The sequence below is a fragment of the Ruegeria sp. CDSB022 genome (assembly GCF_059611145.1).
The window spans coordinates 627388-643666 of the sequence record NZ_JBXWOZ010000001.1 but is presented as its reverse complement, the minus strand read 5'-3'; the positions used below and the strand labels follow the sequence as shown (position 1 = coordinate 643666).

Below are 16279 nucleotides of genomic sequence, written 5' to 3'. Positions count from 1 at the left end.
AATGCGTATACTTCTTGTCGAGGATGATCCAACCACGTCCAAAAGCATCGAACTGATGCTGACACATGCCAATCTGAACGTATATGCGACAGATTTAGGCGAAGAAGGGATCGACCTCGCAAAACTTTACGATTACGACCTGATCCTCCTTGATCTCAACCTTCCGGATATGAACGGGCATGAAGTGCTGCGCCAGTTGCGGATTGCGCGGGTGGAAACGCCGATCCTGATCCTGTCGGGGGCCGACGATACAGAAAATAAAATTAAAGGCTTCGGATTTGGTGCTGACGATTATCTGACCAAACCATTCCATAGAGAAGAATTGGTTGCACGTATCCACGCCATTATTCGCCGCTCAAAAGGGCATTCTCAATCCATAATCCACACCGGGCGCGTTGCAGTGAATCTGGATGCGAAAACCGTCGAAGTGGAAGGCAAGGCCGTTCACCTGACCGGCAAAGAATATCAAATGCTCGAACTTCTGAGCCTTCGAAAGGGAACAACCCTGACCAAAGAGATGTTCCTTAACCATCTCTATGGGGGAATGGATGAGCCCGAATTGAAGATCATTGACGTCTTTATCTGCAAATTGCGCAAAAAACTTAGCAATGCCACCGACGGCGCAAATTATATCGAGACCGTCTGGGGCAGGGGATATGTGTTGCGCGATCCTCAGAAAAACAGCGTCGACGAACCTCGCATTGCGGTTGGCGCCTAGGCGCGCAAGTTTTACGTCGCCAAGGGTCCGGGGCGACACCCTCGTTCACTGAACAGCACGTCTGGACCTAGCCATGCCCTCGCCCTATCACTGAACTCCAAGAACAGTTGACGGGGCGAGGGCATGAGCAATTCCATTTCTGTATCAGACCTGACGGAAGATCAGGCACGCAATGAACTGGCGCGGCTGGCTGGGCTTTTACATCATGCGAACGCATTGTATCACCAGAAAGACGCCCCCGAGATTTCTGATGCCGACTATGATGCGCTGAAACTCAGAAACTCAGAAATCGAGTCGCGATTTCCGCAACTCAAGCGATCTGACAGCCCATCGGATATCGTTGGTGCCCGCCCTGCCGATGGGTTCTCCAAGATTTCACATGCCGTGCGCATGCTGTCTTTGGGCAACGCTTTTCATGACGAGGACGTCTCTGATTTCGATCGGTCTGTCCGAAAATATCTAGGGTTGGATGACGAGACGGGTTTGAGCTATACGGCTGAGCCCAAGATCGACGGTCTCTCCCTTTCGCTTCGGTATGAGAGGGGTAGGCTTGTCCAGGCGGCCACGCGGGGAGACGGAGAAGTCGGGGAAAATGTTACCGCAAATGCGCTGACTATTTCGGATATCCCACACGTAATCACCGGCGCGCCAGACATCCTTGAGGTTCGTGGCGAGGTCTATATGTCTCACGACGACTTTGATCGTCTAAATGAGAGCCAGTCCAAGAAAGGCGAAAAAACCTTCGCCAACCCGCGAAATGCCGCCGCAGGATCCCTTCGTCAGTTGGATTCCGCAATTACCCGTTCTCGTCCCCTCAAGTTTTTTGCTTATGCCTGGGGGGAACTGTCTGAGCCTCTGGCAAGCACCCAATACGAAGCCATACAGCGCCTGAAGGAATTCGGATTTTCAACCAACCCGCTAACCCGTTTATGCGCGGATACAAAGCAGATTCTGGATCACTATCGCAGCATCGAGCTGCAGCGCGCGACGCTTGGATATGACATTGATGGTGTGGTCTACAAGGTAAACGATCTTGCGCTGCAATCACGGCTTGGGTTCCGGTCCAGCACACCCCGCTGGGCAATTGCGCATAAATTTCCGGCCGAGCTTGCCTGGACCCGTCTTGAAGCGATCGACATTCAGGTTGGCCGCACCGGCGCGCTGAGCCCGGTGGCCAGGCTGCATCCGGTTACTGTCGGCGGTGTGGTCGTGTCGAATGCAACGTTGCACAACGAAGATTACATTTCTGGTAAAGACGCAAAAGGCGGCGAGATACGCGAAGGCAAAGACATTCGGATCGGCGACTGGGTTCAAGTTTATCGCGCCGGCGATGTGATCCCGAAGGTTGCCGATGTCGACATTTCGAAACGCCCGGATGATGCCGAAAAGTTCATCTTCCCGGAAAAATGCCCTGAATGTCACAGCGATGCGATCCGCGAGGAAGGTGACGCGGTCCGTCGCTGTACCGGCGGCGTTATCTGCCCTGCGCAAGCCGTTGAGAAATTGAAGCATTTCGTCTCACGCAAGGCCTTTGACATCGAAGGGTTTGGAGCAAAGCAGATTGAGATGTTCTATGATGATCCCGATCTGCCAGTTCGTACCCCGGCTGATATTTTTACTCTGAAACAACGAGATAGTGCGAACCTGAACAGGCTGGCTAATCGCAAGGGATGGGGGGCGCAAAGCGCCACCAATCTGTGGCAAGCGATTGATGAAAAACGAGTTATTCCACTGGGTCGGTTACTGTTTGCACTGGGCATTCGACATGTCGGCGAGGCAGCGTCGAACCTAATCGCAACGCATTACGGATCATGGGATGAGCTGGAAAAAGCGGTTACCATAGCGCATAGTCAGACCGGGTCAGAATGGGATGAGCTGCTGAACGTTGACGGTGTTGGTGAGGTTATGGCCCGCGCATTGGTTTCAGCCTTCGCCCAACCTGCCGAACGGCAGAGTATCGACGATCTTGTGGCTCAGCTTGATGTCCAAGACGCGAAACGGCCCGATACCTTGGGCAGCCCTGTTGCGGGGAAAACAGTGGTTTTTACGGGAACGCTTGAAAAGATGACCCGCGCCGAAGCCAAAGCACGTGCCGAGGCACTGGGCGCTAAAGTGTCGGGGTCAGTGAGCAAAAAGACCGATCTTTTGGTTGCAGGACCGGGCGCTGGATCAAAGGCGAAAAAGGCGGCTGAGCTTGGGATCGAGACGCTCGACGAAGATGGCTGGTTGCAGCTGATCGACGGCAAATGAGTGGTCGGCCCGAATCTCTGTTCCCGCTGTTTTCGCGGCTGGAAACGCTTGACGGCGTGGGGCCGAAAACGGCTCAGGTCTTGGCGCAGTCAGGTGTCGAGACCCCGCGCGACGTCTTGTTCGGGCTGCCTTATGCGGTGATTGATCGGCGCAGGCGCGATACCATTCAAGGCGTCGATTTGCCCTCGACGCTGACCGTAGAAGTCACCGTTGGCATCCATCGCCCACCTAGAAACAAGGGCGGTGCGTATCGTGTCCATGTTGAAGACAGCCAGGCTGAATTTCAGTTGGTGTTCTTTCATGCCCGCGGCGATTACTTGCAAAAAGTGCTCCCTCAGGGCGCGCGCAGGGTGATCTCTGGCAAGTTAGAGCTGTTCGACGGGATTGCTCAGATGGTCCACCCGGATCACATGCTGCCGCCAGCGGATTCGAAGGATATCCCTGAGTTTGAACCTGTCTATCATTTGACCCAAGGCCTGACCCAGAAAACCGCCTTTAAAGCGGCGCGCAGCGCGGTTGCCCTCGCGCCGGAATTGACGGAATGGATTGACCTCGCGCAGGTCGCTAAAGAGAACTGGCCAGACTGGCTGGGCGCGGTACATGCAGCGCATAACCCCCAGGGTGCGGATGATGTCGCGTCGTTTTCGCCTGCGCGTGAGCGTTTGGCCTATGATGAGCTGTTCGCGCATCAACTGACGTTGGCATTAGCCCGCCAAAGAGAGCGCAGGGTCAAGGGGATCGCCAGCGCTGGTACGGGCAAGCTGCAATCCCGTGTGTTGTCGAACCTGCCATACAAGCCCACCAACGCCCAACAGCGCGCAATTCAAGAGATCGCAGGGGATATGGCCTCCGATACGCGCATGAACAGATTGCTTCAGGGGGATGTTGGGTCCGGCAAGACTCTGGTTGCGTTCATGGCACTGCTGGTCGCGGTCGAGGCGGGCGGGCAGGGCGTCATGATGGCCCCAACCGAGATACTCGCTCAGCAGCATCTGGAAGGGTTGCGCCCCCTCGCCGAAGAGGCGGGCGTGGTTCTGGAAATCCTGACCGGTCGCGACAAGGGGGCGGATCGGCGTGCCAAGCTGTTGGCGCTTCAACGGGGGGATATTCACATTCTGGTGGGCACTCACGCCGTATTTCAAAGCGATGTCGCGTTTCAGGAATTACGGCTGGCAATCGTCGACGAACAGCACCGATTTGGGGTCCGTCAACGCATGGAGCTTTCGGAAAAAGGCAAGGGAGCAGATGTTCTGGTCATGACTGCAACGCCGATCCCACGCAGTCTGGCCCTGACTCAATACGGTGACATGGACGTGTCCGTGCTTGATGAAAAGCCGCCGGGGCGAAAACCTGTCAAAACAGCGGTTGTGAGCACTGAACGGATTCAAGAAGTTGTCTCGCATCTGCAAAAAGCTATTGCTGAGGGCCGCCAATGCTACTGGGTTTGCCCGCTTGTCGATGAATCCGAAGTCTCGGATCTGACCGCTGCCGAGGAACGGTTCAAAAGGCTGCGTGCCATTTTGGGGGACGGGATAGTGGGGCTGGTTCACGGCCAAATGCCGCCCGCCGACAAAGACGCAGCGATGAAGGCATTTCAGCAGGGGCAAACCAAAGTTCTGGTGGCGACCACGGTAATCGAGGTTGGCGTGAATGTTCCAAATGCCTCGATCATGGTTATCGAAAGGGCCGAGATTTTTGGCCTGGCGCAGCTGCATCAGCTTCGCGGTCGTGTTGGGCGAGGCGAGGCAGATTCGACATGTCTGCTGATGTATCAGCCACCCCTCGGCGAAGGGGGGCGCAAAAGGCTGGAAGTTCTGCGCGAAACCGAAGACGGGTTCAAAATCTCTGAGACAGACCTGCAAATGCGCGGAGCGGGCGATCTGATCGGTACTGCGCAGTCAGGTCTGCCGAAGTTCCGTATCGCCGATTTGGAAAGGCAGGCCGGTTTGATGGCAGTTGCGCAGTCTGACGCAAGGGCTCTGCTGGGCGTGGACGCCAAACTTGAAACGCAAAGGGGCAAGGCGGCTCGTGTTCTTTTGTGGCTGATGAAACAGGATCAGGCAATCCGTTTGATATCAGTTGGTTAGACGAAAACAGGAACATTAGTTCACAAATGTTCTCAAAAAGTTCTTTACCAAGACAGCAAAATATGAGAACAAAAGGTCAACAAAGGATTAAAACCCTGACCGGAGGAACCCATATGCTGACCCAGATCAAGACCACCCTAAATCGTTCCCAGTCGACGCTGCTGCAGGACGCAGCAGGTGCGGTTGCACTGGTGGTCATACTTATGGTCGCACTTCATCTTCCCGGAACGTATTAAGTCTTTCTGCCTGCGATCTCATGCCGATCACGCCGCGCTTGTCATCCCCATTTCAATCAAGGGTGACCTGCCTGTCCCAATACCCTTGAAGGGCCATGCCTCGGCCCCGCGCGGATATCCGGACCCCACATGAGAAACGCATTACCTGCCGCCGCCCTTTCCGCCCGAAAGGTGCGGCGGTTTTTTTTAGAGCTGACCGGTTTTCATAATTTCCAACAACGCCGACAGAACCGAGTTCACTGCGACCGATGCCAGGATCATTCCCATGACACGGCTGATGATGGCGGCACCTGAATGGCCGATCAGCCGAATGATCGGTTCGGCCAGCAACATCAGGACAAAGGCAATCGCAACAACCGACAGCATGACCAAAGCCGTGATCCCCTGATCAGCAACACTGTACCTGTTGTTATCGGTCAAGATGACGATGGCCAGCATCGCACCTGGTGAGGCAAGCGAGGGGACGGCAAGAGGAAAGATCGCTGGGTTGTGTTTGTGGAGTTCGTCTTTGATGTCGTCCTCGGCAGCGCGCTGCTCGACTTCCTGTTTGGGCTCGCCAAAAATCATGGTCAGCGCGAACAGGAAAAGGATAATGCCGCCAGCGACTTGAAAAGAGTTCAGGCCGATATCCAGCGCCTCGATCAGCAGTTGCCCGAAGACCAGGAAAAACAATAGAATCCCGGCGCTTATAAGCGAGGCCACAAGCGCCATTTTGCGGCGTGCGGCGGCCCCAAGCCCTGCAGTAACAGCGATGAAGACCGGGATTGTTCCAATAGGATCAATAACAACCCAAAGCGTGACAAAATGCTCAAGTAAACCGTTCAAAACTGGAATTCCCTTCGTTTATTCCGAAAGGCTATAACGTTTCGCCCGTCAAAACCATGTTTAGGCGCAATTTGCACGTTCCGCCTGTTCAAACGCCTCTGCGGTTGCATCAAGAACCAGCAGGATCGAGGCATGGCGGTTCTTATATTCCCGTGCGGGCATCAAAACCTCTAGCCCATCAAATGGGGCCTCGGGTGCCGATCCATCCTTTTTCAGCATCGCGGACAGTTGCTCGCGCGCCTTTTCGACCTGGGCACGCGTTGTTCCGACGATTGCCCCGCCAACAACCGAAGCGGAGGCCTGTCCCAGGGCGCAGGCTTTCACGTCCTGACCGAATTCTGAAATTCTGCCATCCTGAACTTTTACATCAACAGTGATGGTCGACCCGCATAGGGGCGAGCGTTTTTTCACCGTAGCGTCAGCGTCATCAAGCCGGCATAGGTGTGGGATGTCAGCAGCAAGGGCCAGAATTCGGCCAGAGTATAGCTTTATCAGGTCATTCTCGCCGGACATGGCTTTCCCTCGTTGAATGTTCCCAATACATAGTGGCCATCCACCGGGATGCAAAAGGTTTTTGTCATGTCTTCCTCAGTCGCGTTCGATGCATCGAGTTTGAAATTCAACGAGGCCGGGCTGATTCCAGCCATCGCTCAGGACGAAAATACGGGCGAGGTATTGATGATGGCCTGGATGAACCAGAGCGCCATTGAAAAGACGCTTGAAACCAGACGCGTTACCTATTGGTCCCGCTCGCGCCAGTCATTCTGGATCAAGGGCGAAAGCTCGGGCCATGTGCAGGAATTGGTTGATCTCCGCGTGGATTGCGACCGGGATTGCCTGCTTGTCCTTGTGCGCCAGACCGGCCCGGCCTGCCACACCAACCGTCGATCTTGTTTCTACACAGCGGTCAGAGACGGGGACGAGGTCGAAATCATGCACCCCATGACCTGATTGGTCAAAGCCCCACCATCGCCCGAATATCTTCGGGCGTCGCACCTTCCTCGCGGAACTTGGCAATGGCACGCGCATCGTCGCGCTTCGCCAGTCGGTTTCCGGCCTGATCGCGTATCAGGCGGTGATGCAGGTAGATGGGTGTCGGCAAATTCAACAACGCCTGCAGCAGAACGTGGATACGTGTGGCTTCGAACAGATCCCGACCGCGAACTACATGCGTAACTTTTTGTGCAGCGTCATCCAGAACGACCGACAAGTGATACGACGTGCCCATATCCCGGCGCGACAGAACGACATCCCCAACCGTTTCCAACATCTCTGCCTGTGTGAACCGGACACCGCCGGATTCAGCACTTGGACCTTCTCCAATCTCTTGAAACGATGCGGTGTTATTATCGTTCTGAAACAGACTTTTAGCTTGTTCTACAGCTGTCGCCATATCCAACCGCAACGGAACATCCAGAGGGCGTGGTTTACCCGATGAACCCTGTTGTTTCCAACGTGTGCGACACGTCCCCGGATAGATAATCCCGTCCGGACCAAGAAGTGGGGCTCCTTCCTGGGGAGCGCTGGCCGCGTTGGCGATGTCTTTTCGGTTGCAGCTGCACGGGTACAGCAGCTCCCGCGACCACAGATCGTCCAGTACGGCATCATAGACTGCGGTTCGCGTGGATTGGCACAGCACCGGTTCAGGCCAAGACAGGCCAAGCCAATGCAAATCATCGTAAATCTGAGTTTCCCATTCCGGGCGCGAGCGAGATCGGTCGATATCCTCGATCCTCAGCAAAAACTGGCCATTCTTCGACTTTGCAAAATCATGCGCCAAAATCGCCGAATACGCGTGGCCCAGATGCAGTGGTCCTGTGGGCGAAGGGGCAAATCTGGTTACTAAAGTCACACTTTTTCAACAATATAAACGTCAGACTTCATGTCCATTCCCGGAAGATGCGGGCCATATTCCCGGAACAGCAATCGTGCTGCGCCCATATCCAGCCACTCACTTAGGCGAACGGTATAGCAGTGATCTTCAAGCGTATGATCATTATAAGAAAAAGCTAAAAGACCGTGTGATGGCAATGCGTTTATCAGCATATCCAGTGTCTCTGGCGGTGCGGCGCCGACGCCGATGACTCCGATCGCTGTGATTACTTTATATGCGCCAGCTTGCAGAGGGTTGGGATCTGTGATGTCGAAACTGGTTAGGTTGCGATAAACCCCCTTTGTCAGTGCGCCCTCTAACATCTGCGGGGTGGGGTCTATTCCGTCGATGACCTCAAATCCTACCGCGTTCAGTGCGACACCCGACAGACCGGTACCGCAGCCATAGTCCAGAATTGGGGTTTTCGTTTCGGGTAATTGCGACCAGAGAGCCCGGGCGATACGTCCCGGGGTTGCATAACCGTTTGACCCAACCTCATCATCATAAGACGAGGCCCATTTTTGATAATGTGCTTTGGTCGCCTGAGGCGAATCCAGCCCATAGACATCCTTTAGGAATTTATCGCTCATACCGATATGTTAGGACGTCGGGGCCGGACCCGTCCAGTCACCAATGCGCCAACCACTTGGTCCATTCTTCCTTGGCCCGGTCAGTATAGGCCTTGTAGCGGTCTTTTCGGCCACGCCGACCGCCTTTTAACCCATCGACAGGACGGAACAGACCGAAATTCACGTTCATAGGCTGGAATGTCTTTGCCTCGGCACCGCCAGTGATGTGGTGGATCAAAGCGCCCATGGCACTGTCCTGCGGAACTTCGGGAACGGTACGGCCCAACATCTCGGCAGCAGCCAGACGTCCGGCCAAAAGACCCATCGCGGCGCTTTCCACATAACCTTCGACACCGGTAATCTGACCAGCGAACCTGATATTCGGCTTTGATTTCAGTCGCATCTGGGAATCCAGCAATGTCGGAGAGTTGATGAACGTATTGCGATGAATACCGCCCAGCCGCGCAAAACTGGCATTCTCCAACCCCGGAATCATGCGGAACACATCGGTTTGGGCTCCGTATTTCATCTTGGTCTGAAAGCCGACAATGTTGAACAATGTTCCTAGCGCGTTATCCCGGCGCAGTTGAACCACCGCGTGAGGCTTTACCTCGGGCTGATGCGGGTTCGTCAGGCCGACCGGCTTCATCGGTCCGTGGCGCAACGTTTCACGACCGCGCTCGGACATAACCTCTATCGGAAGACAGCCATCGAAATAGCCTGCGGTCTCTCCTTCATGGAACTCGGTCTTGTCCGCGGCCAGCAGGGCGTCGATGAAGGCGTCGTACTGTTCTCGGTCCATCGGACAATTCAGGTAAGCGGTGCGTTCTTCTTCGGTCTCACCCTTGTCATACCGAGATTGCATCCAAGCTTTGCTCATGTCGATGCTGTCTGCATATACGATTGGTGCAATGGCATCAAAGAACGCCAACGACTCGGCGCCGGTTTCCGCGCGGATTGCTTCTCCCAATCCAGCAGACGTCAGAGGGCCGGTGGCAAATATCCATTGGCCGTCAGAGGGCAGGGCGGTCACTTCTTCGCCAGTGATTTCGACAAGGGGGTGAGCCTTTAACTTGGCCGTCACAGATTCCGCAAACGGATCGCGATCCACAGCCAATGCGCCCCCGGCCGGCAGTCGGTGCGCATCTGCCGTTTTCAAGATCAACCCTTCGGCCTCGCGCATTTCCCAATGCAGCAGTCCAACGGCGTTCTGTTCGTCATCATCCGACCGGAATGAGTTCGAGCAGACCATCTCGGCCAAGTTGCCGGTCTGATGCGCAAAAGTTCCGACTTTTGGGCGCATTTCGTGAATCACGACCTCGACGCCCATTTCCGCCGCCTGCCAGGCAGCCTCGGACCCGGCCATGCCGCCGCCCACGATATGCAATTTCTGTGTCATAAGCTGCCACATAGGGCACAGAAGATCGCAACGCAACACAGCAGCGATGGCGCACGGGAAATCATGTTTTCAAGGGATTTTTGGGGTCGCCGATGCGGGAATGTCTGCGCCAGTGAGAGAAACCAGCTCGGAGGGACCTTCCGCCCACGGCGACCCAAAAAGTGTTCAAGGCCTTAGCCTCGTCTCAGCATTGCCACAGTAACGCCCATTTGAAAAGTCCAAAAATGGCGACATTGCGGAAAAACATGCATGACAAATTCCTTATTGGCTCCAATTTGGATCTCTTTTTCCGATAAATGCAGATATTCCTTCTTCGGTATCCCGATGCATCATATTCTGAGCCATTACCTCGCCGGTATAGGAATAGGCCTGATCCAATGGCATATCCAACTGGCGGTAGAAGGCCTGTTTTCCGACTTTCACGGCAGATCCCAGTTTTGAGGCAAGCTGCTCGGCCAGTGAAACAGCCTCATGCTCCAACAGCATTTCTGGCACCACGCGATTGACAAGACCCAGCTCAGCAGCTCGTGACGCCGGAATGAAATCTCCGGTCGTCAACATCTCGAAGGCGTGTTTGCGTGGAATGTTTCGGCTAAGAGCAACCATTGGAGTCGAACAGAACAGCCCGATATTCACACCGTTTACGCCAAACCGCGTCCCTTCGGCAGCTACAGCAAGATCGCAGGTTGCAACCAACTGGCATCCGGCCGCCGTAGCAATGCCGTGCACCTGGGCAATTACCGGCTGCGGAAGCGACTGAATCGAAAGCATCATTTTCGCACAGCGATTGAATAGGTCCTGGAAATAGGCTTTGCCGCCGTCTTCAGATTGGCGCCCAGCTGTCATCTGTTTCAGATCATGACCCGCACAAAAAGCTTTGCCTTTACCAGAAAGGATCACCGCCCGGATGGAACTGTCTTCGCGCAGAGTATCAAGTTCAGTCTGCAGCGCAGCCAGCATTTCGTCACTTAGGGCGTTGAGTCGGTCTGGCGCATTCATTGTAAGCCTAGCCACGGCGTCTGCGTCATTTCGTTCCAGAATTCCCATCTTGCCCTCCGATCTGATGTGAGGCCAACTCTAGGTCGGCAAATCCAGGAGGGGAAGTATGTCATTGGCAATGAATCGGGAGGAACTGGAGGATTATATGAGCCAAATCTTCCCCCAGGTCAGTCAGGATTATTCGGTCCAGGATCTGACCGAAGAGTCCATCGTCATGAGACTTGCCGTTGGCGACCGTCATTTGCGCCCCGGTGGGACCGTCTCGGGACCGTCTATGTTTGGATTAGCTGATGTAAGCGTTTACGCACTGATCCTGGCGCGCAGGGGCCAGCAGTCTCTGGCCGTGACAACCGGTTGTTCAATGGACTTCATGCGCAAACCGGATGGAAATGCAGATTTGATTGCGCGCTGCACCTTGCTGAAGCTAGGAAAAACCCTTGCCGTAGGTGACGTTCTAATATTTTCGGAAGGGTCAGACAAACCCGTCGCTCGCGCAACGATGACCTATTCTTTACCACCAGAGGGGTCAGCTGCGGCAGCTTTTGGGTGAAAAAATGGCCGGGATAAACCCGGCCAAGGAAGAGGTCCCATATAGGGACTGGGGATTACCTAGCCCTGCCAAAAAGGGCGTTCGATCTCTCGTCTGGCCTGGTAATTAGTCAGGCCCACATCCTTCAGCAGCCTGTCATCGAGATTGGACAAGTTAATTCGGCTGCGGCGTTGCCGCTCCCATTTTGTGACCGTCGCCGCAAACCGCACGGCCAGTGCGGCAATCAGCGGCAGCCGGGGGCTGTCGTTAAGCGCTATCAGGGCGGGGTTGTGCATTGCGCGTGTCATCTTGGGGTTCCTTTCAAATTGTATTGACACAAACGTAATATGTTCGGTATGAACAATTGATACATTCAGAATTGTGCTGCAATCAAAGGAAGAATTGTAATGGATACAATTTGGCCAGAGTCACTGCCTAAATCCAAAGGGCCAAAATATACACTGGTCGCCGATACAATTCGAAAAGCTATAGATAACAATCTTTTGGAAGTCGGTACAAAGCTGCCGCCGGTGCGGGAACTTGCCTATAGGTTACAAATCACACCGGGCACCGTTGCGCGCGCCTATACGATACTCACAGATGAAGGTCTGCTCAGCGCCGAAGTAGGACGTGGTACATTTGTGGCCCCGCCCAAGGCGCCTCTGCTCGATGATGTCTGGGCTCGGCAACTTCATCTCAGAGATGACAAATATGAAGCCAATGTCAGCCTGTTCAGCCCAAGGCTCGCCGATATGGGGCAGGTGGCCCTGATCCGCGAATGTATGCAGAAAGTGGCACAATCCGATCCACGCCTGTTTATGAACTATCCAACCCGCGATGCGTATAAACCTATGCGACAGGCTGTTGTAGAATGGCTTTCCGATTTGCCATTGGGACCAATTTCGCAGGACGATATCGTTCTGACTCACGGCGGACAAAACGGCCTTTGCCTTGTATTTCAGACAATATTACGCGGACCAAAGCCGATCGTTCTGGTCGAGGATCTGTCATACGCAGGGTTCCGACGGGCCGGTGAGTTGATGCGTGCAGAGGTCGTTGGCGTAAAGATGGACAAATGGGGCGTGGATCCCAACGCTATGGAGCATGTCCTTCGCCAGTCGGCGGCGCAGGCCATATGTGTCTCACCCGAGGTTCAAAATCCGACCGGCTCACATACGCCACTGGAACGCCGCAAAGAAGTTGTGGAAATCGCGCGGCGGTTTGGCGTCCAGATAATCGAGGACGACTGCTACCGCATGGGTGATGCAAGAGCGCCCAGCTATCGCGCCCTGGCGCCGGAAAGGGGATGGCATGTGTCGTCGATCTCGAAGATTTTGACGCCCGCACTGCGTGTCGGGTTTGCCATAGCGCCGCGCGAGCGCAGCGTTGATCTGCGCCGTTCAGCGGAATATGGCTATTTTGGCCTTGCTCAGCCGCTTGCCGAACTGGCGCGGCTGATGTTGTCTGATCCGCGGACGCGCCAAATCGCAAAAGATGTCCGGACCCGGATGGGGGAATATGTGCGCGTGGCCGTAAACGCCCTGGGTGGGTTCGACCTGAACTGGGCCTCAGATGTACCTTTTGTCTGGCTGAACTTGCCTTCTGGTTGGCGAGCAGCTGCGTTCAGCCGCGCAGCCGAGCGAGAGGGAATTCAACTGCGGTCTGCCGATGAGTTTGCTTTGCGTGACGGGCGCGCACCCAATGCGGTTCGCATAGCCATGAACGGGCATGTATCGTTGGATCAATTCGAGGACGCAATGCAGCGTCTCAGGCGTCTGCTGGATAATCCACCCGAACAGATTTCGGTGTAAGGGGACGCTTAATGGATATTCGGGAAATGCAGGGCAGGGGATTTGTCGTCACACCTATGCTCAAAAGTGACTTCGAAGACCTGCACCTTGCAGCCAGCGATCCGTTGATTTGGGCCGGGCATCCCGCCAAATCCCGCCATCAGAAAGAAGTTTTCGCCCCTTATTTCGATTTTCTGTTGAGCGCAGGTGGGTCAGTGACAGTACGCGAAGAGGCGACAGGCCGGGTCATCGGGTGCTCTCGCTATTATGAGCCTCCCGAAGTTCCCGGGGGCATCGGCATCGGATACAGCTTTATCACCCGTGATCACTGGGGCGGAGCCAGCAATCGGGCGATCAAATCGCTGATGGTAAATCAGGTGTTCGGCGAACTGGATGAGGTCTGGTTTCATATCGACCCAACCAACTTGCGATCACAAAAAGGGACCGCGAAACTTGGGGCGCGGTACGTTGATACCCGGCAACTTGTTCTTGGTACCGGGGCTGGGCAGTGGATGCGTTGGGTATTGACGGAAAAAGATTGGCAAAAACATGGGGTAAAATAATACCTATTTTGTAATACATTGTTTTTGCTAAGTTAAAACTGATTTGCGTGTATTGACCCGCCTTTCGCGTGGGTTTAAACCCCATCCATCGAATTCGGACCGCTCCGTATGGGGGCGGTCTTTCACATCAAACAGGACTATCCTGCCATGAAAACCTTTTCTGCAACACCTGCAGACATCGACAAGAAATGGATCCTGATCGACGCCGAGGGCGTTGTTCTGGGCCGTCTTGCCTCGATCGTCGCCATGCGTCTGCGTGGCAAGCACAAAGCGTCGTTCACCCCGAACATGGACATGGGCGACAATGTCATCGTGATCAACGCTGACAAAATCCAGATGACCGGCAAGAAGCGCGAAGAGAACTTCTACTGGCACACTGGCCACCCGGGCGGCATCAAGTCGCGCACCAAGCAGCAGATCCTCGAGGGCAAATACCCCGAGCGCGTCGTGACCCAGGCGGTCAAGCGCATGCTGCCGGGCAACCGCCTATCGCGTCAGGTTATGACCAACCTGCGTGTTTATGCCGGTGCCGAGCATCCCCATGAGGCGCAAGCGCCCGAAGTTCTGGATGTTGCATCCATGAACAAGAAAAACACCCGGAGCTAATGACCATGGCTGATCAGATCAATACTCTCGAAGAGCTGAGCGCCGTAGCAGGCGTTGAAGTTGTGGCCGAAGAAGTCATCGTGCGTGAACCCGTACGCGACGAACTGGGTCGTGCCTATGCCACCGGCAAGCGTAAAGACGCTGTTGCCCGCGTTTGGATCAAGCCGGGTTCCGGTAAGGTCACCGTGAACGGCAAAGACCAGGACGTGTACTTTGCACGCCCCGTTCTGCAGCTGATCCTGCGCCAGCCGTTTCAGGTTGCCGGCGTAGAAGGTGAGTTCGACGTTGTTGCAACCGTCAAAGGCGGTGGCCTGACCGGTCAGGCCGGTGCGGTCAAGCACGGCGTCTCGAAAGCGCTGCAACTGTACGATCCGTCGCTGCGTGGCGCACTGAAAGCCGCTGGTTTCCTGACCCGCGACAGCCGCGTTGTGGAACGTAAGAAATACGGTAAGCGCAAAGCGCGTCGTTCGTTCCAGTTCTCCAAGCGTTAATCGCTGGCACGAACCTTCAAGACTGTTTCAAACGGCCGCACAATGTTGCGGCCGTTTTTCTTTTGTTGATTGGGATTTGGTTTGCCGAATCTGTTTTCGAACTCAGCCAGCTGCTTTGGTTTCGATCAGCGGGGCCAGAATCTGGAACATGAAATCAGACAGAACCCTGTTGCCGTCGGCATTCAGATGACCATCGTATCTGAAATACAGATCTTTACCTGTGGAGCTGTATTCTTCGGTGAGGTAGGGCAACGCTTCGTGCCACTGAAATCCTTGCTCGGCCACCACACCCTCCATCAGGCGGTCGGGTAGGCCGGGATCAACCTCGGGATCAGAAGATGTTTTTGCGGCCTGGAGAACCTGAAACAACTGTGGGACAGACACGACCACAAGCTCGGATCCCTGCGACTGCGTGAAGGTGGCCATGCGGGTAAACACCTGCTTTGTCGTCTCGACTTTGGCCTGAAACAGCTCGCTCATCGGGGTGGTGAAAAACGCCTTTCGCGGCGTCATCAGGTACAGTTGGGTATAGCTCTGATCGTTGGCCATCAGCATTCGCTTTAACATCGTGACCGAGTGCAGCGAGGATTTCTTGATATTCCCGGATCCCACAACCGAGCTGACATCGCTGTAAGCGACATCAACGCCATCAACGGTCCGAATAGGCTCATTTGCAAACATATCGTTGGGAAGAAAGGTCACCAGCACAATATCGGGGTTATATTTTTCGCTTAACCGCTCAAGATACAGCGCCTGTTGAGATGTGTTATATCCCGGCACGCCTGCGTTGATCAGCTGCACAGACATGCCTTCATCCAGGAATTTCTGGGCCAAAAGTTCAGGCCAGATATCGCCCAGCTCGTTTGAAGCGCCGAAGGTAAATGAATCCCCCAGCAGCAGGATCTTGATGGTGCTTCCATCGTCTGCGGTATTGGCTGGAAAACGCGTTTCACGAAACCCGTTTTCGTCGACTTTATACTCGACCGTGAACTCTGGTGCATTGATGGCGACGACAGTGTTTGGCCTGTTCGTATGCCCGACGACCGGGTCCTTCAATCCAAGTGGACCGCCCTCTGGATATGTTGTCAGAACGCCTTGTGGTGACAGCCAACGGATGCCCAGCTCCACACCAGCAAGAAGCGTTGCAGAGATCATCACGATGATCAGAAAGTTCAGAATTTTTGACCGCATTTTTTATCTAACTACCTAGAATACCATTTACTGAATTGGTCCCGTTTTCGTGGTAATGACGAGGACGCACAAAACACATTTCTGAATGTTGAGATTAACAGCCTGCACACGTCAAGCGTGAGACGAAAAGAAAGTCGCTCCAACACGGATTTG

General features: G+C 54.7%; 18 protein-coding genes. 10 read left to right on the top strand and 8 right to left on the bottom strand.

Going from position 1 to position 16279, the window contains the following annotated elements; translation table 11 throughout:
- The first annotated feature begins 1 nt into the window (after nt 1).
- The 4 genes from ctrA to AC2FIZ_RS03220 all read left to right on the top strand — a co-directional run bounded on the left by ctrA (nt 2) and on the right by AC2FIZ_RS03220 (nt 5291).
- Nucleotides 2–718, top strand: a complete 717-nt coding sequence (ctrA, locus tag AC2FIZ_RS03235; protein ID WP_496790596.1) for a response regulator transcription factor CtrA — start codon at nt 2–4, stop codon at nt 716–718.
- Between the two features lie 123 nt (nt 719–841).
- The gene (ligA, locus tag AC2FIZ_RS03230) at nt 842–2968 is read left to right on the top strand and encodes an NAD-dependent DNA ligase LigA (RefSeq protein WP_496790595.1); all 2127 of its coding nucleotides are present in this window, start codon (nt 842–844) and stop codon (nt 2966–2968) included.
- The gene (gene recG, locus AC2FIZ_RS03225) at nt 2965–5055 is read left to right on the top strand and encodes an ATP-dependent DNA helicase RecG (protein WP_496790594.1); all 2091 of its coding nucleotides are present in this window, start codon (nt 2965–2967) and stop codon (nt 5053–5055) included. The genes ligA and recG overlap by 4 nt, the downstream gene beginning before the upstream one ends.
- Nucleotides 5007–5291: a hypothetical protein gene (locus tag AC2FIZ_RS03220; protein ID WP_142633888.1), complete on the top strand. Its 285-nt coding sequence runs from the start codon at nt 5007–5009 to the stop codon at nt 5289–5291. Before recG ends, AC2FIZ_RS03220 begins: the two co-directional genes overlap by 49 nt.
- Nucleotides 5292–5477: 186 nt before the next feature.
- Here the strand turns inward: AC2FIZ_RS03220 and AC2FIZ_RS03215 are convergent, their stop codons facing one another.
- Nucleotides 5478–6116 carry a MarC family protein gene (locus tag AC2FIZ_RS03215; RefSeq protein WP_142633886.1) on the bottom strand — a complete coding sequence of 213 codons (639 nt, stop codon included), beginning with the start codon at nt 6114–6116 and terminating at the stop codon, nt 5478–5480.
- A 60-nt stretch (nt 6117–6176) separates the two neighbouring features.
- On the bottom strand, nt 6177–6629 hold the full coding sequence (locus tag AC2FIZ_RS03210; protein WP_281972123.1) for an iron-sulfur cluster assembly scaffold protein: 453 nt from the start codon (nt 6627–6629) through the stop codon (nt 6177–6179).
- A gap of 48 nt (nt 6630–6677) precedes the next feature.
- Between AC2FIZ_RS03210 and hisI the strand changes: the two genes are divergently transcribed.
- Nucleotides 6678–7067, top strand: coding sequence for a phosphoribosyl-AMP cyclohydrolase (gene hisI, locus AC2FIZ_RS03205; RefSeq protein ID WP_281972122.1), 390 nt, complete (start codon nt 6678–6680; stop codon nt 7065–7067).
- A gap of 4 nt (nt 7068–7071) precedes the next feature.
- Here the strand turns inward: hisI and gluQRS are convergent, their stop codons facing one another.
- From gluQRS to AC2FIZ_RS03185, 4 genes are all read right to left on the bottom strand, one after another.
- Entirely contained in the window at nt 7072–7968 is an 897-nt protein-coding gene (gluQRS, locus tag AC2FIZ_RS03200; RefSeq protein ID WP_496790593.1) for a tRNA glutamyl-Q(34) synthetase GluQRS, read from the bottom strand.
- Nucleotides 7965–8579 (bottom strand): class I SAM-dependent DNA methyltransferase, encoded by a 615-nt coding sequence (locus AC2FIZ_RS03195; RefSeq protein ID WP_142633878.1) that lies wholly within the window; start codon nt 8577–8579, stop codon nt 7965–7967. Before AC2FIZ_RS03195 ends, gluQRS begins: the two co-directional genes overlap by 4 nt.
- 37 nt (nt 8580–8616) lie before the next feature.
- Nucleotides 8617–9957 carry a methylenetetrahydrofolate--tRNA-(uracil(54)-C(5))-methyltransferase (FADH(2)-oxidizing) TrmFO gene (trmFO, locus tag AC2FIZ_RS03190; RefSeq protein ID WP_142633876.1) on the bottom strand — a complete coding sequence of 447 codons (1341 nt, stop codon included), beginning with the start codon at nt 9955–9957 and terminating at the stop codon, nt 8617–8619.
- A 261-nt stretch (nt 9958–10218) separates the two neighbouring features.
- Nucleotides 10219–11004: an enoyl-CoA hydratase gene (locus AC2FIZ_RS03185; RefSeq protein WP_142633874.1), complete on the bottom strand. Its 786-nt coding sequence runs from the start codon at nt 11002–11004 to the stop codon at nt 10219–10221.
- 58 nt (nt 11005–11062) lie between these two features.
- Here AC2FIZ_RS03185 and AC2FIZ_RS03180 point away from each other — a divergent pair, with 58 nt between their 5' ends.
- Nucleotides 11063–11506 (top strand): PaaI family thioesterase, encoded by a 444-nt coding sequence (locus tag AC2FIZ_RS03180; RefSeq protein WP_142633872.1) that lies wholly within the window; start codon nt 11063–11065, stop codon nt 11504–11506.
- Between the two features lie 59 nt (nt 11507–11565).
- Here AC2FIZ_RS03180 and AC2FIZ_RS03175 read toward each other — a convergent pair whose 3' ends face one another.
- Nucleotides 11566–11793 carry a DUF1127 domain-containing protein gene (locus AC2FIZ_RS03175; protein ID WP_142633870.1) on the bottom strand — a complete coding sequence of 76 codons (228 nt, stop codon included), beginning with the start codon at nt 11791–11793 and terminating at the stop codon, nt 11566–11568.
- Between the two features lie 99 nt (nt 11794–11892).
- On the opposite strand from AC2FIZ_RS03175, the gene AC2FIZ_RS03170 reads away from it, so the two are divergent.
- The 4 genes from AC2FIZ_RS03170 to rpsI all read left to right on the top strand — a co-directional run bounded on the left by AC2FIZ_RS03170 (nt 11893) and on the right by rpsI (nt 14935).
- Nucleotides 11893–13296 (top strand): aminotransferase-like domain-containing protein, encoded by a 1404-nt coding sequence (locus AC2FIZ_RS03170; RefSeq protein ID WP_281972119.1) that lies wholly within the window; start codon nt 11893–11895, stop codon nt 13294–13296.
- Nucleotides 13297–13307: 11 nt separating this feature from the next.
- On the top strand, nt 13308–13838 hold the full coding sequence (locus AC2FIZ_RS03165; protein WP_281972118.1) for a GNAT family N-acetyltransferase: 531 nt from the start codon (nt 13308–13310) through the stop codon (nt 13836–13838).
- Nucleotides 13839–13985: 147 nt separating this feature from the next.
- A complete protein-coding gene (rplM, locus tag AC2FIZ_RS03160; RefSeq protein ID WP_113790645.1) occupies nt 13986–14444 on the top strand; it encodes a 50S ribosomal protein L13 in 459 nt (152 codons plus the stop codon).
- A 5-nt stretch (nt 14445–14449) separates the two neighbouring features.
- Nucleotides 14450–14935: a 30S ribosomal protein S9 gene (rpsI, locus tag AC2FIZ_RS03155; protein WP_271947073.1), complete on the top strand. Its 486-nt coding sequence runs from the start codon at nt 14450–14452 to the stop codon at nt 14933–14935.
- Nucleotides 14936–15037: 102 nt separating this feature from the next.
- Here the strand turns inward: rpsI and AC2FIZ_RS03150 are convergent, their stop codons facing one another.
- Nucleotides 15038–16126, bottom strand: coding sequence for an SGNH/GDSL hydrolase family protein (locus AC2FIZ_RS03150; protein ID WP_281994630.1), 1089 nt, complete (start codon nt 16124–16126; stop codon nt 15038–15040).
- Nucleotides 16127–16279: the final 153 nt, after the last annotated feature.